The 18,398-nt window shown below is 66.4% G+C and carries 16 protein-coding genes; 7 read left to right on the plus strand and 9 right to left on the minus strand.

Annotated elements, in window-relative coordinates; translation table 11 throughout:
- Position 1: 1 nt before the first annotated feature.
- On the plus strand, positions 2-2,872 hold the full coding sequence (gene tssH / locus WIT60_RS11575) for a type VI secretion system ATPase TssH (protein WP_339584069.1): 2,871 nt from the start codon (positions 2-4) through the stop codon (positions 2,870-2,872).
- 118 nt (positions 2,873-2,990) lie between these two features.
- On the opposite strand, the gene WIT60_RS11580 is transcribed toward tssH, so the two are convergent.
- On the minus strand, positions 2,991-3,209 hold the full coding sequence (locus WIT60_RS11580; protein ID WP_339584070.1) for an oxidoreductase-like domain-containing protein: 219 nt from the start codon (positions 3,207-3,209) through the stop codon (positions 2,991-2,993).
- A gap of 101 nt (positions 3,210-3,310) precedes the next feature.
- On the opposite strand from WIT60_RS11580, the gene WIT60_RS11585 reads away from it, so the two are divergent.
- Positions 3,311-4,078 (plus strand): hypothetical protein, encoded by a 768-nt coding sequence (locus tag WIT60_RS11585; RefSeq protein ID WP_339584071.1) that lies wholly within the window; start codon positions 3,311-3,313, stop codon positions 4,076-4,078.
- Between the two features lie 40 nt (positions 4,079-4,118).
- Positions 4,119-4,865: a hypothetical protein gene (locus WIT60_RS11590; protein ID WP_339584072.1), complete on the plus strand. Its 747-nt coding sequence runs from the start codon at positions 4,119-4,121 to the stop codon at positions 4,863-4,865.
- A 9-nt stretch (positions 4,866-4,874) separates the two neighbouring features.
- On the opposite strand, the gene WIT60_RS11595 is transcribed toward WIT60_RS11590, so the two are convergent.
- Entirely contained in the window at positions 4,875-5,453 is a 579-nt protein-coding gene (locus tag WIT60_RS11595; protein ID WP_339584073.1) for a PadR family transcriptional regulator, read from the minus strand.
- A 161-nt stretch (positions 5,454-5,614) separates the two neighbouring features.
- Here WIT60_RS11595 and WIT60_RS11600 point away from each other — a divergent pair, with 161 nt between their 5' ends.
- Genes WIT60_RS11600 through WIT60_RS11615 form a run of 4 tightly spaced genes read left to right on the plus strand, consistent with a single transcriptional unit; the run spans position 5,615 to position 9,690 of the window.
- A complete protein-coding gene (locus WIT60_RS11600; RefSeq protein WP_339584074.1) occupies positions 5,615-7,636 on the plus strand; it encodes an oxidoreductase in 2,022 nt (673 codons plus the stop codon).
- 2 nt (positions 7,637-7,638) lie between these two features.
- Complete coding sequence (locus WIT60_RS11605) at positions 7,639-8,091, plus strand: nuclear transport factor 2 family protein (RefSeq protein WP_339584075.1); 453 nt, start codon at positions 7,639-7,641, stop codon at positions 8,089-8,091.
- 9 nt (positions 8,092-8,100) lie between these two features.
- Positions 8,101-8,916: a crotonase/enoyl-CoA hydratase family protein gene (locus tag WIT60_RS11610; RefSeq protein WP_339584076.1), complete on the plus strand. Its 816-nt coding sequence runs from the start codon at positions 8,101-8,103 to the stop codon at positions 8,914-8,916.
- Between the two features lie 30 nt (positions 8,917-8,946).
- Positions 8,947-9,690 (plus strand): SGNH/GDSL hydrolase family protein, encoded by a 744-nt coding sequence (locus WIT60_RS11615; protein WP_339584077.1) that lies wholly within the window; start codon positions 8,947-8,949, stop codon positions 9,688-9,690.
- A gap of 204 nt (positions 9,691-9,894) precedes the next feature.
- Here the strand turns inward: WIT60_RS11615 and WIT60_RS11620 are convergent, their stop codons facing one another.
- The 7 genes from WIT60_RS11620 to WIT60_RS11650 all read right to left on the minus strand — a co-directional run bounded on the left by WIT60_RS11620 (position 9,895) and on the right by WIT60_RS11650 (position 18,203).
- Entirely contained in the window at positions 9,895-10,983 is a 1,089-nt protein-coding gene (locus tag WIT60_RS11620; RefSeq protein ID WP_339584078.1) for a DMT family transporter, read from the minus strand.
- Between the two features lie 7 nt (positions 10,984-10,990).
- Positions 10,991-11,371, minus strand: a complete 381-nt coding sequence (locus WIT60_RS11625; protein WP_339583788.1) for a hypothetical protein — start codon at positions 11,369-11,371, stop codon at positions 10,991-10,993.
- Between the two features lie 64 nt (positions 11,372-11,435).
- Positions 11,436-14,591, minus strand: a complete 3,156-nt coding sequence (locus WIT60_RS11630) for an efflux RND transporter permease subunit (RefSeq protein WP_339583789.1) — start codon at positions 14,589-14,591, stop codon at positions 11,436-11,438.
- A gap of 10 nt (positions 14,592-14,601) precedes the next feature.
- Positions 14,602-15,723, minus strand: a complete 1,122-nt coding sequence (locus WIT60_RS11635; RefSeq protein WP_339583949.1) for an efflux RND transporter periplasmic adaptor subunit — start codon at positions 15,721-15,723, stop codon at positions 14,602-14,604.
- A gap of 23 nt (positions 15,724-15,746) precedes the next feature.
- Complete coding sequence (locus WIT60_RS11640; RefSeq protein ID WP_339583790.1) at positions 15,747-16,442, minus strand: hypothetical protein; 696 nt, start codon at positions 16,440-16,442, stop codon at positions 15,747-15,749.
- On the minus strand, positions 16,439-17,578 hold the full coding sequence (locus tag WIT60_RS11645; RefSeq protein ID WP_339583791.1) for a TolC family protein: 1,140 nt from the start codon (positions 17,576-17,578) through the stop codon (positions 16,439-16,441). Before WIT60_RS11645 ends, WIT60_RS11640 begins: the two co-directional genes overlap by 4 nt.
- Before the next feature lie 262 nt (positions 17,579-17,840).
- Positions 17,841-18,203 (minus strand): hypothetical protein, encoded by a 363-nt coding sequence (locus tag WIT60_RS11650; protein WP_339583792.1) that lies wholly within the window; start codon positions 18,201-18,203, stop codon positions 17,841-17,843.
- Between the last annotated feature and the right edge of the window lie 195 nt (positions 18,204-18,398).

Genomic DNA, 18,398 nt, shown 5'->3' on the forward strand with positions numbered 1-18,398 from the left:
CATGAGTCAGAACCTCAAGACCTTGATCTCCAAGCTCAACGACACCACGCGGCGCGCGGCCGAGCGGGCTGCCAGCCTGTGCATGGCGCGTGGGCACTTCGAGGTGGACCTGGAGCATTTCATGCTGGCGCTACTGGAACAGCCTCAGACCGATCTGGCGGTGCTGTGCCAGCGCTTCGAGGTGTCCGTGACGGCGTTGCAGCGTGATCTGGAAACCGAGCTCAGCCAGTTCAAGGACGGGAACACGCGCACGCCGGTGTTCTCGGCGCACCTGCCGGTGTTGCTGGAGCACGCCTGGCTGATCGCCTCGTTGGAGTCACATGCTGCGCGCATCCGCAGTGCGCATGTGCTGCTGGCGCTGTTGACCGAGCCGAGCCTGAGCCAGTTGGCCCGTCGCGTGTCCAGCCAGTTTGCGCGGTTCAAGCTGGAAGAGCTGAAGCACCGCTTGAACGACATCACACAGGGTTCGGTGGAGGCGGCGCAGTCGGTGCGGGACGCGCAGGCGCCTGCGGCCGGTGGTGAGGCCGAAGGCGCGGAGCCCACGGGGGCGGCGCTGGGTGGCAAGACGCCTGCGCTCGACCAGTTCACGACCAACCTGACGCAGCGTGCCCGCGAGGGCAAGGTGGACCCGGTGATCGGCCGGGACAGCGAGATCCGCCAGGCCATCGACATCCTGATGCGCCGTCGGCAGAACAACCCAATCTTGACCGGTGAGGCGGGCGTGGGCAAAACCGCGGTCGTCGAGGGCTTGGCGCTGCGTGTGGCGCTGGGCGACGTGCCGGTGCCTTTGCAGGGCGTGGCCATCCATGTGCTGGACATGGGCCTGTTGCAGGCCGGGGCTTCGGTGAAGGGCGAGTTCGAGAACCGACTGAAGAACGTGATCGATGAAGTCAAGCGCAGCCCGCATCCGATCATCCTGTTCATCGATGAGGCGCACACGATGATCGGTGCGGGTGGACAGGCTGGGCAGAACGATGCGGCCAATCTGCTCAAGCCGGCTTTGGCGCGCGGTGAGTTGCGCACGGTTGCCGCGACCACCTGGGGCGAGTACAAGAAGTATTTCGAGAAGGATGCAGCGCTGGCGCGACGCTTCCAGGTCATCAAGGTGGAAGAGCCGAGCGAGGAGCTGGCCTGCGCGATGCTGCGGGGCATGGCGCCCTTGATGGAAAAGCACTTTGGGGTGCGCTTGCTGGACGAGGCGATTGCAGAGGCGGTACGTTTGTCGGCTCGCTACATCAGCGGGCGGCAGCTGCCGGACAAGGCTGTGAGCGTGCTGGACACCGCGTGTGCCAAGGTGGCCTTGGGCCAGAGCGCCACGCCGGCGCGCATCGAAGAGACCCGTAAGCACCTGGAGCGCCTGGATGCGGAGGCGGCGGCGCTGTTGCGCGAGGTGGCCGCGGGGGCACGCCATGACGACCGGCTCAATGAGCTGCGCCTGACCCGCGAGGCGCTGGAGGCGACGCTGAAGGCCGACGAGGCGCGCTGGGTGCAGGAGCAGCAACTGGTGCAAGACATCCGGGTGCTGCGCGATAAGCTGGAGCACCAGGCGGGTGGCCTGTCGATGGCCGAGGCGGAGCAAGCGATGCAAACGGGTGCTGCTGCCCAAAGTGGGACCACGTCGGCGAAGAATGGAGGGTTGCAAGGGGGCGCATCCGTGGCAAGCGAGGCGGCCGCTGAGGCTGCCGCACCGACCCCGGCGCCGGCTGCGACGAAGAGCCGCAAGAAGTCAGGGTTGTCGGTGTTCGCCAGCGCCGACCACGAGTTGCTGGCCGCCAAGCAGGCTGAGCTGGCCGCGCTGCAGGGCGAAGCCCCGCTGGTGCCGATGCAGGTGGATGGCCATGTGGTGGCCGAGATCATCGCGGCCTGGACGGGTATCCCGCTGGGCAAGATGGTGAAGGACGAGATCCAGACGGTGCGCAATCTGCAAGCGACCCTGCAGGAGCGGGTGATCGGGCAGGACCACGCGTTGGCGGCGATCGCGCAGCGGGTGCGCACCGCGCGTGCCGGGCTGGAAGATCCGAACAAGCCCAAGGGCGTGTTCCTGTTCGTGGGGCCGAGCGGTGTGGGCAAGACCGAGACCGCGCTGGCGTTGGCCGACATCCTGTATGGCGGTGAGCGCAACCTCATCACCATCAACATGAGCGAGTACCAGGAAGCGCACAGCGTGAGCGGCCTGAAGGGCTCGCCCCCCGGCTACGTAGGCTATGGCGAGGGCGGCGTGCTGACCGAGGCGGTGCGTCGCAAGCCTTACAGCGTGGTGTTGCTGGACGAGGTGGAGAAGGCTCACCCCGACGTGCTGGAGATGTTCTTCCAGGTTTTCGACAAGGGCTTGATGGATGATGCCGAGGGGCGTGAGATTGACTTCCGCAACACGGTGATCATCCTGACTTCGAACGCGGGCTCGCAGCACATCATGCAGGCCTGCTTCCAGCAGGACGAGGAGCTGGGGGGGGCGGTGATGAAGTCTGCCGAGGCGCTGCCGGATGCCGACACGCTGGCCGAAGTGCTGCGCCCGACGCTCTACAAGACCTTCAAGCCGGCCTTTGTGGGGCGGACCAAGGTGGTGCCGTACTACCCCTTGAACGACGATGTGCTGGCCGACGTCATCAAGCTCAAGCTCGACCGTATTGCGGCGCGTGTGAAGGCCAACCATCAGGCTGAACTGGCCTATGACGATGCCTTGATCGACACTGTGCTGGCACGTTGCACCGAGGTGGACACGGGCGCGCGTGCGGTGGACCACATCCTCAACGGCGCCTTGTTGCCTGAGGTGGCCGACAGCGTGCTGGCGCGCATGGCCGAAGGGCGCCCGATCCAGAAGATCAAGGTGTCGGCCGGCAAGGACGGTCAGTTCAAGTTCAAGGTGAGCTGAACGGCCGGTTCAGGCGCGTGACGCTCACCGTGATGAGTTGTACCCACCTGCACCGTCCGGATTCATTCGGTTCGGAGTGCGACGCTGGCCGGAGGGTTCGCGGTCGTGGCGTGCGGGCTCAGTCCGACAGGATGAGCAGCGCTTCGTCGCGCCAGTAGGTGGTGGCGGCGTAGTAGCCCTCCCAGACGCAGCCGTTGCAGCCGCGGCCGCAGCAACTGGTGGGCTCGGGAGGCGGGGGGCGCAGGCTCAGGCCTTGGGCTTCGGCCCGCGCCTGCAGGGCGGCGAACATGGCCCGGGCAGAGGGCAGGTCGTGAAAATCGCCATCTTGCGGGTTCATGGGCGACACAGGTCTCGTCGAAACGACCCATTTTACCGAGCCGGACATGGCATAGTCGATTGGTGACCCAAACGCCCTTTGACCCGTCTGACACCCCTGACATGCCCGCACCCCACACGCCACCGAGCCATGACCCGATGCTGGCGGTCTATGGCCACGCGGTGACTTGGAAGCACCTGATCCTGACGGCCGTGGCCTTGCTGTTGCTGATGTGCGGGGTGGCGCTGGCGGCGGGCTGGTGGGCCTGGCAGAACCTGGCGGCACGGGTGGTCTTGCAGGAGCAGGGCGTGCAGATCCGCTTGCCCCAGGAACTGGCGGTGGAGGCCGAGGTGAGCCGCAAGATCCAAGTGCAGGTGGACCAGACGGTGCCGTTGCGCGTGCCGATCCAGCATGACCTGGACATTGCGCTGAAGCAGGCGGTGCCGATGACCGTGAGCATCGACACGGTGGTGCCGATCCGGATGACGGTGCCGGTCAAGCAGGTGATCGAGGTGGATCAGGTGATCGACCTGGACACGCAGGTGCAGACCAAGGTGATGGGCATTGCGATGACCTTGCCGATCCAGGGCAAGGTGCCGGTGAAAGCCTCGGTGCCGATCGATCTGAACATCCCGATTCAGCATGATCTGCCGGTGGCGCTGGTGCGCACCGCCCAGGTGACGATGCAGGCGCCTTTGCGCACGCACATCGACACGGTGATCGAGACTCAGGTGCCGATCCGCCAGGCCTTGGCCGTGCCCTTGATGGCGCCGGTGAGCGCCAAGCTGACCTTCCCGCAGCCCACGGTGCAGGCGGGGCTGGACTTGATGGACCTCACCATTCCGTTCCGCTCGGTGACGCTGGGTGTGAGAGAGGCGTCGGCGCCGTGATGACCCGCACCTTGAACGCACGAGACAGGGCCTGCGCACGATGAGCGTCCACCCCGCCACGGCTGACGCCCCGCGCGGCTGGCATCGACCGGTGCGGCCGGGTGCGTTGCTGGCTGTGGTAGTGGGCTTGCTTCTGCTCTGGCTGGCTTTGATGGCAGGTGGGGTGATATGGTTTTACGCGCACTTCGAGAGCCACATCACCGTGCGCGAGCAGGCGATACGGCTGCGCTTGCCATCCGGGCTGCCAGCCCTGGCGGAGGTGTCCTCGCCCTTGACCTTGCAGGTGCCATCCACCTTTCGGGTACAGGTGCCCGTGCGCCAGGAGGTGCCAGTGACCTTGCACGACAGTGTGCACGCGCGGGTGCGCTTGGCCACGACGCTGCCGGTGTCCACCGAGGTGCAGGTGGCGCACGAGGTGGAGGTGAACACGGTGGCGCGACTGCATGCGCCGGTGCACCGCTGGTTGCCCGCGCTGGATGTGACGGTGCCCGTGCAGATTCGTTTGCCGGTGCGCTTGAGGGTGCCCGTGAACACGGCGGTGCCGCTGGACCTGGACCTGGCGGTGAGCGGCGAGCTCAATGAGACGGTGCGGGTGCCGGTGGACACGGTGATGGCGCTGCGGCCTCAGGTGCGGGGTGACGTTATCGCGCAGATGCGGTCGCAGGCAGCGTTTCGGCTGTTCGGGCCGCAGGAACTGGTGCCGATGACGATCACGGACACGCGCTTGCGTCTGCCGTTTGACCTGGCCTGGATCACCACCCAGGCAGGATCCGTCAAGGCGCCTTGACGCACGCCTTTATTGGGCGTCGGCCGTCGGTGGGGGCGCCAGGGCCGCGGGTTCGTCGTCCTGGAGCACCTTCAGGGCTTCCTGGCACCAATGCACCCAGCTTTGCTCGTACATGATCCCGGTCTGCAGGATCAGGTGCTGGATGCGGGCCTCGCGGGTGAGAACCTGCTCAGCCGGGAAGTCGCGGGTTTCGATGGCGCGGTAGGCAGCGAGCTTGGTGCTGTGCAGGGCCAGTCGGCGCTCGATCTCGGCATGCAGGCCCAGAGGGCCGATGACGGCGTCGGCGCGCAGGCGCACCATGAACTCGTCGCGCATGTCCACGAGAGGGGCGGGCTCGCGGGCCCAGCGTTCCAGTTCGGCGCGGCCGGCGTCGAGCACGCGGTAGATCTTCTTGCGGGTGCGGCCGCCGTCGGGGGCCGCTTCAGAGGAGATCCAGCCGGCCTTTTCCATGCGGGCCAACTCACGGTAAATCTGCTGGTGGGTGGCGCGCCAGAAGTAGCCGATGGACTTGTCGAAACGGCGGGCGAGGTCGTAGCCTGAGGACGATTTTTCCAGCAGGGACGTCATCAAGGCATGGGAGAGCGACATGGCGCCAGTCTACGTGGCTCGTCTCAACTATGCAACCAGTTGCATAGCGCCCGCGAATCCCCTAATATGCATTCATGCAACTGGTTGCATAGTTGCTGCATCGTTCAGAAGTGCCGAATCAACCGGCCATCCCCACCCTTCATCACCAGAGAGCCATTCCCATGAGCGCCTATCCCCACCTTTTGCAACCGCTTGACCTGGGTTTCACCACACTGCGCAACCGTGTCCTGATGGGCTCGATGCACGTGGGCCTGGAAGAGGCCAAGGATGGCTTCGAGCGCATGGCCGCGTTCTATGCCGAGCGTGCTCGTGGCGGGGTGGCCCTGATGGTGACGGGCGGCATTGCGCCCAACGACGATGGCCGTCCGTACCCCGGTGGGGCCCGCATGGCCACGGAAGAAGAGGCCGCCCAGCACAAGGTGGTGACGGATGCCGTGCACGCCGCAGGAGGCAAGATCGCCATGCAGATCCTGCACTTTGGCCGCTACGCCTACCACCCTGGCCTGGTCGGCCCGAGCGCCATCAAGGCACCGATTTCGCCGATGCCCCCGCGCGCGCTGACCACCGAAGAGGTGGAGCGCACGATCAATGACTACGCGCACAGCGCAGCCATGGCCCAGAAGGCCGGCTACGACGGCGTGGAGATCATGGGCTCGGAAGGCTACCTGATCAACGAGTTCATCGCCGCGCGCACCAACCAGCGTGACGACGAGTGGGGCGGCTCCTACGAGAACCGCATGCGCTTCCCGGTGGAGATCGTGCGCCGCACCCGCGAGCGCGTGGGCCCGAACTTCATCATCATCTATCGCCTGTCCATGCTGGACCTGGTGGAAGGTGGCTCGACATTTGACGAGGTGGTGCAACTGGCCCAGGCGGTGGAAGCCGCCGGTGCCACCATCATCAACACCGGCATTGGCTGGCACGAGGCCCGCATCCCGACCATCGCCACCAGCGTGCCGCGCGGTGCCTTTGCCTGGGTGACGCAGAAGATGAAGGGCAAGGTCAAGATCCCGCTGATCACGACCAACCGCATCAACACACCCGAAGTGGGCGAGAAGATCTTGGCCGAAGGCTGTGCCGACATGGTGTCGATGGCGCGTCCGCTGCTGGCCGACCCGGAGTTCGTGAACAAGGCGGCGGCTGGCCGTGCCGATGAGATCAACACCTGTATTGGCTGCAACCAGGCCTGTCTGGACCACACCTTCAGCGGCAAGATCACGTCGTGCCTGGTGAACCCGCGTGCTTGCCACGAAACGATCTTGAAGATCGAGCCGGTGACGACGAAGAAGCGCGTGGCCGTGGTGGGCGCGGGCCCGGCCGGCTTGGCTGCATCGACAACGGCGGCTCGCCGTGGTCACGACGTGACGTTGTTCGAAGCCGGTGAGGACGTCGGAGGCCAGTTCAACATCGCCAAGCAGATTCCGGGCAAGGAGGAGTTCTACGAGACCCTGCGTTACTACCGCAATGAGCTCAAGGCCTCGGGTGTGAAGGCGCAGTTCAACACCCGCGTGTCGGTGGACGACCTGGTCAAGGGTGGCTTCGACGAGATCATCCTGGCCACCGGCGTGTCGCCGCGTACGCCCGCCATCGAAGGTGTGGACCATCCGAAGGTGCTGAGCTACCTGGACGTGTTGCGTGACAAGAAGCCGGTGGGCAAGACCGTGGCCGTGATCGGCGCCGGTGGCATCGGCTTTGACGTGTCGGAGTACCTGACGCACGAAGGCGAGAGCCCCTCGCTGAACCTGGCGAAGTTCAATGAGGAATGGGGTATTGACTCGGGTTACGCCGAGCGTGGTGGCATCAAGGCGCCGCATCTGCCCAAACCGCCGCGTCAGATCTTCCTGCTGCAGCGCAAGACCAGCAAGGTGGGTGATGGCCTGGGCAAGACCACGGGCTGGATCCACCGCACCTCGCTGAAGAATCGCAATGTGGAGATGATTGCCGGCGCGACCTACAACAAGATCGACGACGCAGGCCTGCACATCAGCGTGGGTGGCAAGGACGTGCTGTTGCCCGTGGACAACGTGGTGCTGTGCGCCGGCCAGGAGCCCTTCCGCGAGTTGCAAGCCGGTCTGGAAGCGGCTGGCCAGAAGGTGACCCTGATCGGTGGTGCCGACGTGGCCGCCGAGCTGGATGCCAAGCGCGCCATCAAGCAAGGCACCGAAGTGGCTGCGGCGCTGTGATCATGGCGATGTCACCCAACTTGAATCCGCAGGTGGCGGCCTCGCTGGCGCTGTGGCACGAGATGGTGGCGCAGCAGGATCTGGGGCGCTTGCCCTCGATCCTGCGCGACGATGCGGTGTTCCGCTCGCCGATGGCGTTCAAGCCGTATGTGAGCGCCACGGCGGTGAACCTCATCCTGACCACGGTGCTGCAGGTCTTCAAGGACTTCACCTATCACCGCACCCTGGTGTCCGACGACGGCCTCAATGTGGTGCTGGAGTTCAGCGCCACGGTGGCCGACAAGCAGCTCAAGGGCATCGACATGATCCGCTTCGATGAAGACGGCAAGATCGTGGACTTTGAGGTGATGGTGCGACCGATGAGCGGGCTGCAGGCCCTGGGTGCCGAGATGGGTGCACGCCTGGCCGCGTACCTGCCGGCCTACAAGGCCCAAATGTCTCAACCTGGACAGTGAGAAATCCCCATGCAATTTGAAACCCTGGCTGTGTCGGTGGACCAGCACATTGCCACCGTCAAGCTCAACCGGCCGGAGAAGGCCAATGCCATGAACTGGCAGATGTGGCAGGACATCCGCAGCGCGATGCAGTGGGCCGACCGCACGCCCGAAGTGCGCGTGGTGATCGTGGAAGGTGAGGGCAAGCACTTCACCTCGGGCATTGACCTGACGATGATGATGGGCCTGCAAGCCCAGATCAAGGACGACTGCGATGGCCGTTCGCGCGAGAAGCTGCGGGCGCTGGTGCTGGAGTTGCAGGACACGCTCAGCAGCATCGAGCGCTGCCGCAAGCCGGTGCTGGCCGCCATCCACAACGGCTGCGTGGGCGGCGGGGTGGACCTGATCAGCTGCACCGACATGCGTTATTGCTCGGCTGATGCGTACTTCACGATCAAGGAAATCGACATTGGCATGGTGGCCGACGTGGGCACGCTGCAGCGCCTGCCCAAGCTGATCGGCAACCAGGGCATCGTGCGCGAGATGGCGTTCACGGGTCGCAAGGTGCAGGCCGATGAGGCGCTGCGCATCGGCTTGGTCAACCAGGTGTTCGAAACGCGTGAGGCGATGCAGGCAGGTGTGCGCGAGATGGCGGCCCTGATTGCGTCGAAGTCGCCGTTGTCGATTCGCGGCACGAAGGAAATGCTGAACTACAGCCGCGACCACTCGGTGGCCGATGGCCTGAACTACATCGCAACGTGGAATGCGGCGATGTTGATGTCCAGCGACCTGACGACGGCGATGATGGCCAGCATGGCCAAGCAGACGCCGCAGTTCAAGGACTGATCGCTGCGACCGGTAGCGGAGGGCGATAAGGTGGAACGTTGGTTGCACGGGGCCCTCACGCTGGGTCTGGCGCCGCTGCTCTTGGTGCAGGGGCGCTGGGTGCGGCGACGCACGCAGTTGTTGCCCGAACCACCGGGGCCGCGCGCGGGCGTCATCGGCCAGGGGCCGGTGTTGCGCTTGCTGATCGTGGGCGACTCATCGGCCGCGGGGGTGGGCGCTGCGCATCAGGATGAGGCGCTGAGCGGGCGTTTGACGAAGGCTTTGGCGCGCGACTTCACGGTGCATTGGCGGCTGCAAGCCTGCACGGGTCACAAGCTGGCCGATGTGCGGGCAGCGGTGCGGGGGCTGCCCGCTGAGCCTTTCGATGCGGTCGTGGTGGCTGTGGGCGTGAACGATGCCACGGGGCGCACGCGCATGGCGCATTGGCTGCACGGCCTGCAGTCTTTGGTGACAGAGTTGAAGCAGCGGCATCAGGCTCAGCAAGTGATCCTGTCGGCCTTGCCGCCGGTGCATTTGTTTCCGGCCTTGCCGCAGCCATTGCGGTGGTATCTGGGGCGGTGTGCCACACGTTTAGACCAAGCCCAGCGGCGCTGGGTGGCCGGTCAGCCAGGCTGTGAAGTGGTGGGCGCGGGCTTTCCGATGGACTTGCGCTACATGGCGCACGATGGGTTTCATCCGGGGCCGTTAGCGTATGAGGCTTGGGCGGGGGCGTTGGCAGAGCGGATTCGGGCGCGCCAGAACCGCCTTGGTTCGTTGCCACAGCACGTCGAGTGACCGTTCCGCAGCGTTCTCTGCCCTTCGACCTCGGCTGCATTACGCACGCTGATAGCCCCACAGCGGTCATTGACGTACCGAGACCGCGATCAAGTGAATGACTGGTTCATCGTCCTCTGCGGTCATGAGCTGCGCCTTAGCTGTGCTTCCAGAGCATCGCGTCATCTGCATGTCGATGAGTACTGCTCTTCCAGCAGCTTGCGGTCAATGCCGGTGCGTATGGTGCGCATCCGGCACATGTGGATGGCTGTGCTGCATGGGCTCGTGCTCATGCCGGTGGCTGTGTGCCCCCGTCGGCATCGGCTCATGGTGATGGAGGTGATGGAGGTGATGGCCATCGTCATGCCGGTGCGCATGTTCGTGCACCAGCCGTTCATGCACATGCTCGTGCTCATGCGCTTCCATGAGGTGCAGCACGACGCCCGCGCCCATCAGCAGACACCCGACCAGCATGCCCCAGCCGCCTGAGCGGTCGCCCAGCCACCAGGCCAGCGCCGCGCCGATGAAGGGGGCAAAGGCATACACAGAGCCGGTCCGGGCTGCGCCGAACGAGCGTTGCGCCAGCAGGTAAAAGCGCAGGCTCAAGCCATAGCCCGTGGCCCCCACGGCCAGCAAAGCTAGGCCAGCGTGCCAGTGCGGCGTCGGCTCGCGCGTCAGCCAGGCCAGTGCCAAGGTGGCCCCCGTGCCCAGAGCGGACTTGGCTAGCACCACCTGCGCCGGGTCGCGCTCGGCCAGGGCCCGCGACAAGGTGTTGTCGATGCCCCAGGCGGTCGTGGCGACCAGCACGGCCAGCAAGCCCCAGACCGAGGCCTGCGGCGCGGCGGGCTGGGCGCCTTGGTCCAGCACCAGCGCAATGCCGCCGGCCAGCAACAGGGCGACGGCAGCCCAGACCCGACGGTCCATCGACTCGCCGTAGAGCCAGCCCGCCAGCAAGGCCGTGAACACGGCCTCCAGCGTGAGCATCAGAGAGGCCCCGGTGCCGCTGGTGTGCTGCAGCCCCCAGGCCAAGGCCACAGGCCCCAGCACCGCCCCGAAGAGGGCCACCCAGATCAGACGCACCCCATCGCTGCGCTGCAACCTCGCTTCGCGCGCAGCCGGCTGGCGCAGCAGGGCTCCCATCACGGCCGCCCCGCCATACAACAAGGCGGCGGTGGTGAACGGCCCCAGGCCCGCGCCCCAGCGTTGAACCAGAGGCGTGCTGGCCCCGAAAAGCAGGGCTGCCAGCAGGGCCAGCACGCCGCCCCGGATTGCCGGCCGACGTGTGGGCAGCAGCGGATGGGATGGCTGAGTCATGCCGGGCTCACTTGACCGAGAAGCGCACCGTCACGGTCTTGCCTTCGACGTTGTTGAGCACGGCCACGACCTTGGCCCCCTTGCTCACCGTCACGCCAGTGGCCTTGAGCTGGTTGTCTCCAGCTTCCTTGAGGTCCGCTTCCGTTTTCTTGCCACCTTGTAAGACGGTCAGCTTGCCCGCGATGCCTTTGGACGGCATGGGCTGGTCGTGGTCCACCAGGTAGATGATCACGCCATCGGCCGTGGCCACCAGCTCGAAGTTCACGTCATGGGCCACCTGCACCACGCCCCCATGGCGAGCCTTGCCAGCGCCATGCGCCATCGCAGGGTTCAGGCTCAGCGCGCACAAGGTCAGGGCGGCGATCTGGATCAGTTGCTTGGTTGTCATCGTTGCATCTCCATGCAAGGCGCGGTGCGCTTGAGGGCGGCACCGCCAGGCCCATGGTGTCAGATCAGAAGGCTTCTGGTGCTCTGGCCTCGGCGGGGGTGTGGCTTTGCGCTTCCGCATGGGCTTCGGCCAGCAGACGCTCGGTGGCCTCACGCCCCAGCAGCCAGAACAGCACGGGCGTGAGCAGCGTGTCCAGCAAGGTCGAGCTGATCAGCCCCCCGAAGATCACCACCGCCACCGGGTGCAGGATCTCCTTGCCCGGTGCGTCGCCCGCCAGCAGCAGCGGCGTCAACGCAAAAGCCGCGACCAGGGCGGTCATCAGCACCGGGGTCAGGCGCTCCAGCGAACCCCGCACGATCATGGCCTGGCTGAAGGTCTCACCTTCCAATCGGCACAGGTTGATGTAGTGGCTGATCTTGAGGATGCCGTTGCGCGTGGCGATGCCGGTCAGTGTGATGAAGCCCACCATGGCTGCCACCGACAGGCTCACCCCGGCGATCCACATGGCCACGACACTGCCAATGAGCGCCAACGGGATGTTGGCCATGATGACACCCGCTAGAACTGCCGAGCGATAGCGTGAGTACAGCACCAGGAACATCATCGCCAGCGACACCAGCGACAGCCCGAGGATCAGTTGGGTGGCCTGCTCCTGGGCCTGGAACTGGCCTTCCAGGCTGATGAAGCTGCCGGTGGGCAAAGAGGTCTTCGCAATGACCTGGCGGATGTCGGCGATGACGCGCCCCATGTCCGACCCATCGGTGTTGGCATAGACCACGATGCGCCGGCGGCCGTTTTCCCGGCCGATCTGGTTGGGGCCATCGGCCTCTTCGACGGTGGCGAAGCTGGATACCGGCAGGCGGCCCGCTGGCGTGTCCACCAGCGTGCGGGCCAGGTCCAGCGGACCTCGCTTGTCGTCGGGCAGTCTCAGCACCAGCTCGTAGCGGCGCGAGCCGTCCACGATCTGCGCGCCATGCGCCCCATCGGTCAAGGCCTTGAGGATGCGGATGGCCTCGCCGGGTGCCAGCCCGGTCTGGGCCAGGCGCTGCGGGTCGAGGCGGACCATCACCTGCGGGATCAGCACCTGCTTTTCCACCGTCAGGTCCACCAACCCCTTCACGCCCGAGAGGTTCTGGCGCATCTGCTCGGCCAGGCCCCGCAGCGTGTCGGTGTCGTCCCCGTAGATCTTGACGGCGATCTGGGCCCGCACGCCCGACAGCAGGTGGTCCAGCCGGTGCGAGATGGGCTGGCCGATGGCGACCTGCGCAGGCAGCACGGACAGCTGCGCGCGGATCTGGGCCATCACGGCCTCGCGGTCCACGGGCGGGCCCTCGCGACGCAGGTCCACGTCGATCTCGGCCGAGTGCACCCCTTCGGCATGCTCGTCCAGCTCGGCCCGGCCGGTGCGCCGGCCCACCTGGGTCACACTCGGCACTTCGCCAATCAGCTTCTCGGCCAGGGCGCCCATGCGGTTGGCCTCGGCCAGCGAGGTGCCCGGGTTGAACATCAGGGACAGCACCAGAGAGCCCTCATTGAAGGCCGGCAGGAAAGCCCGCGGGAAGAACGGCACCGAGGCCGCGGCCGCCGCCACGGCCAGGACCGCTGCGCCGATCAGCAGCCGGGCGCGCGGAAAGGACCAGGTCAGCAGCTTGGCATCCCAGCGCTTGAGACGAGCGACCAGCGGGCTGTCGCCATGGCCGAGTTGCTTCATGCGGGGCAGCAACTGGCTGCACAGCACCGGCGTCACCGTCATCGACACCAGCATCGACGCCAGGATGGAGACGATGTAGGCAATGCCCAGGGGCGAGAACAGTCGACCTTCGATGCCCGGCAGGGCAAACAGCGGCACGAACACCAGCACGACGATGACCGTGGCGTAGACGATGCCCGAGCGCACCTCGACGCTGGCCTGGCGCACCACCTCCAGCACGGGGCGGGGCTGGGGCAGCAGGCTGTTGTCCTTGAGGCGGCGCAGGATGTTCTCCACATCCACCACCGCGTCATCGACCAGTTCGCCAATCGCGATCGCCAGGCCGCCCAGGGTCATCACGTTGATGGACTGGTCCAGCAGCCTGAAGACCAGCGCGGTGACGGCCAGTGACAAGGGGATGGCGACCAGCGAGATGAGCGTGGTACGTGCCGACAGCAGGAAGGCAAACAGCACGATGGCCACCATGATGGCGCCGTCGCGCAAGGCCTCGGTCACGTTGCCGATGGAGGCCTGGATGAAGTCCGCCTGACGGAACAGCACCTGGGGCGCGGACAAGCCTTTGGGCATGCCCGCCTTCAGTTCATCGAGCGCCTGCTCGATCTGGCGGGTCAGTCGCACGGTGTCGCCCGCAGGCTGCTTCTGCACGCTGACGATGACGGCAGGCTGGCCCTTGTAGCCCGCATCCCCGCGCTTGAGGCCCGGCGCAAAGCGCACCTCGGCAACCTGGCTGAGCTGCACCGGTCGCCCATCCTTCCAGGCCACGGCCACGCCTTGCAGGTCATCGACCCGGTTGGTGCGGCCCAGGTGGCGGATCAGGTACTCGCGGCTGTTGAGGTCGATGAAGCCGCCCCCGGCGTTGCTGGCAAAACCTTGCAGCGCTTGCTCGATCTGCGTCAGCGAGATGCCGAACTGAGCCATGCGGCTCGGGTCCGGCTCGACGCGCAGCTGGCGCACATCGCCCCCAATGGGGATCACCTGCGACACCCCGGGGATGGCCAGCAGCCGCGGCCTGAGCACGAAGTCGGCGTACTCACGCGCCTGCATGGGCGTGGCCGCGTCCTTGGCCCCGTCCAGCGGCAAGGCGATCAGCATGACCTCCCCCATGATGGACGACACCGGCCCCATCACTGGTGTGATCTCGTCGGGCAATTGCCCACGCAGCTGGGCCAGGCGCTCGGCGACGAGCTGGCGGTTGCGGTAGATGTCGGTGCCCCAGTCGAACTCGGCGTAGACGATGGACAGGCCCACGCCCGAAGTCGAGCGCACCCGGGTCACCCCCGGCATGCCATTGAGCGCGGTCTCGATGGGAAAGGTGACCAGTTGCTCCACCTCTTCCGGCGCCATGCCGCCCGACTCGGTCAGCACCGTGACCAGGGGCTTGTTGAGGTCGGGGAAGACATCGACCGGCGTGCGCCAGGCGGTCATCCCGCCATAGACCAGCAGCAGGGCGGCAAAGGCCAGCACGAAGAGCCGGTTGTGCAGGCTGTATCGAACGATCCAGTTGAACATGCCGCGCTCCTCAGCGGATCTGTGCGACGAGCGCCGCACCTCGGACCACGACGCGGTTGTCCGCCGCCAAGCCCTGGGTCACCAGCACGGTGTGGGCGTCCAGCGGCTGAACCTGCACGGGCTGCGGCACATAGCGCTCAGCGCCCACCTTGATCCACACCACGGACTCATTGGCTGGGCTGCGCACCACGGCTTCGGCCGGCAACACGATGCCCTTGCGCTGACGCTTGAGCGCCGCCACCACGGTCACGGGCTGCCCCACGGCCAGCACGGCATCGCCACGGGTTCGCACCTTGAAGGTCAGTGGCAGCACCCCATCGCGCAGCGAGCGGGCCGCCCCGACGAGCTGCAGTTGCACATCGGCTTGGCCCAGCAGGTTGGCCTGGGCGAGCTGACTGGCCAATTGGACATCGGGGGTGGTGGCTTCGACCAGCATGCGCGTCGGATCGACCACCTCGATCAGCACCTCCCGAGGCTCGACCACCTGCCCCACCTTCAGGTCGGCGCGCGCGATGACCCCGGAGACAGGCGCCCGCAAGGCCTCGCGTGCGGCCAGGCTGGCGCCGATGCCGCGTTCCCGCTCAGCCAGCGACTGGGCCTCGATGCGCGCGGCGTCGATGTCCTTGCGTGGCACCGAGCCTTCCAGAGATTCCAGGCGCTTGAGTCGCTGCTCGGCCAGTTCACGGGCGGCACGCAGTTCGCTGCGTTGCGCCTGCTGGGCGGCCAGCGCGAACGGCTCGGCATGGTGGCGTACCCAGGCCAGCACGTCGCCTTGACGCACGGCCTGGCCCGCCACGGGCAAGCCTTGCGGACCGGCCTCGATGCGACCGCCGTGCATCGACTGCACCAGGCCGCTGGCGTTCGGATCGGCCACCACCCGACCGGGCAGTTGCACCGTCACAGCGGCATCGGTTTCCGGTGCGATGAGGGTGCGCAAGCCCATGCGGCGTTGCGCGATCTTCGGAATGTGGACGCTGCCATCGGGCAGTCGGCTCAAGCCGGATGTGTTCGGCGCCGCAGCCTGATCCAGGTGTTCGCCGTTGGGGCCATGGGCGCCCGGCCCGGCGTGAGCGGCGTGCAGGCTCAAGCTCAGGACGAACAGTGTTGTCAGGGTGCGCAACTGGAGGTGCATGCGTTGACATATCTGAATCGGGTTCATGCGGCGTCTCCCTTGTTGGTTTCAGCGTGGGCGGTGTCTGCCGCGCGTTGGCGCCAGCGCCACGCGGCGATCACGCCCAGCCCCAGCACGAGCACGCCCCCGGCGGCCCAGCGCCAAGCGGTGCCGGCATGGGCGTCATCGTGGGCGGGGTGGTCGTCCGCACCGTGTTCGTGCCCGTGGTCATGCGCCTGAGTGGCGGCCTGGGCCTGGCCAGCCCCGACACGGAGCACGGCATCCAGCAAGTCGCTGTCATCGCCCGCCACCACGGTGACGACAACGGCATGCTCGCCGGGTTGGGACAGCAGCTTCAGCATCGCCGGGTCGTCCACCGCGTAGTCGCCCAGGTCGGGGTGGAACTTCGCCTTCGCTTTCAGCGCGCCGGACTCGACCTCGACGTCGGCTTTCAAGACAGGTTCGTTGGTCGCGAAGCGGTCGATCAGGATGGACAACTCGCCACCACTGAGGCGCGCGACCAGCTCGAACAGCTCGGATTGGGCTTCCATCTTCGGTACGGTGGAGGTGGCGGTGCTGGTCGCTGGTGGACCGTCGAGGTGTTCGCCATTGGGGCCGTGAGCGCCCGGGGCAGCCAGCGTCACGTTGGTACCGAGGCTGAAGACCAAGGCCAGCACGATCTGGCGCAAGGGAGTGAGGAGGTTGAGTCGGCTCATAGGGGTGAAATCAATGCGGCTCATGGCAGTTGTCCAAGGGCATGTTGGAGGCGGGCCAGGGCTTGGACCAGGGCGGCGTGTTGACGTGCAGCAGCTGCGTCGGCCTGTGCGGCGGACGACAGGGCACGCAGGAGTTCTGGCAGGGACGATTCACCGGCCTGAAAGGACCGAGTCAACAGCCGGGCGCGCTCGCGCAACAGGCGTGCACGCTCGGCTTCCGCTGCGGCTTGGTCGGTGGCCGCGCTCACATGTCCGCGTGCCAAGGCTTGCTCCGCTTCAAGCTGCTGGTGCATGCGTTGAAGGGCCATCTGCGCGCGGTCCAGGTCAGCCAAGGCTGTGGCCAACCGGGGCGCGTTGTGGGGATCCGTGCCAAATGGCACGCTCACGGACAGGGCGACGCTGCTTTGCCGGGGCTGCCCCGAGCCGGGCTGCTCCTGGCGCATGCCCATGCCGAGTTCGGGCGCGGCCCCACGTTGGGCTTGCACCTGAGCCACCCGTTGCTGGGCACGCGCTACCGCTGCGGCGGCCAACTGTGCTTCAGGGTGTGCCTCAAGTGATGCACTCTGGGCCGTATCGTCGCGCGGAGATAGCGCCTCGGGCTCAGGCAGCGCGGTCCATCCGGTCAACAGGGTCCAGGCGCTGCGCTGTGCGGCCAAGGCCCGTTCGGCCTCAAGCGCCAGACTGCGAGCAGCGAGCATCTCGGCCTGGGCAGCCATAGCGTCGGTGGGAGCCAAATCGCCCGCCCGGACACGCCGCTCGACATCGGCACTGAGCGCTTCCAAGGTCTTGCGCTGTTGGGCCGCCTGCAAAGCACTGGCCTCGGCCTGCTGGAGTTGGGCGGCCTGCTCCCGCAGGCGCGTGGCCAGCTGCAGGCGCGCGGCGCGTTCCGAGGCACCCGCCCAGTCGGACTCGGCTTGCGCCACTTGGGCGTTGAGCTTGCGTTGACCCGGGCGCCACAGCGGCAAGGCGATGCCCAGCTCGGTCTCGCGCGCGCCTGCGGCCGCAGAACCGCGACCCTCGCGTCGGGACAGTGCCAGCGAGGGCGCCGCAGCCAGCCAAGCGTCGGCCAAGCCTTGCTCGGCCAGCACCTGACGTTGACGGCCCGTCGCTTCGGCGGACGCCAGGGAACGATCCCACGCCGCAGCGAGGGCTTGCGCCATGGTCAAACGCTGGGCAACGGAGGAGGAAGTGGCCGGGGACGAGGTCGCCGAAACCGGGGGAACAGGTGGCGCAGCCTGTGCAGCGCCAACCAGCGCGCTGCCTGCAAGCATGCAGGCAAGGCGCCATGGGGTGAACCATGGAGATGAATTCACGATCATCCTGACAGAAGTGTGGTGCGGCCCCGCCGGCATTCAGCCGGACATCGGGTCGCTACCGCTCAAACCAAACGCGCAGGGGTCAGCCCCGCGCAACACGGCGGTGTCAGGTGAGTGATTGCGGAGGTCGCTCTGGGCCGCTCAAGAAGGGCTGCGGCGGCTCGGTGGGATGAGCGATGACCGGTGGCGCCGAACCGACGCGCAGAACCGGCAAAACGGCGGCAGTCAGCAAGGCCGGCGCGGACAGGCATGCATCGCTCATCACATGCTCTGTTGATTCGTCGGAATCATCCTGATGAAACCCCGCATCGTGGTCGTCATGGACGTCGTGGTGATGCGCAGAGCCGTCAAAGTGAAGCAACGCATGCACCACTTCCTCGCCCTCGGCCGCCCACACGCCCAGCCCCGCATGGGCCAGCGACTGCCAGCACACGCAGAAAACGAGGAGGATGGAAAGCCAACGACGCATAGCTTATTAGTCTAGCAGGGAGGGTGAACCGAAGGCCCACATAACCCCATTCTTCGAGGGATCTGGCTTGTCAGGACCAACCGACCGACTGCAACTGCATGCGAACCGGTCAGTCGTGTCTTCGCCAATCGAATGGCCGGTGATGACCAATCGCTGCCATTCGGCCTTGAGGTCTCAATGACCGAGTTCAGCCTT

This window comes from Aquabacterium sp. G14, from assembly GCF_037482285.1.
GTDB lineage: Bacteria > Pseudomonadota > Gammaproteobacteria > Burkholderiales > Burkholderiaceae_C > Aquabacterium.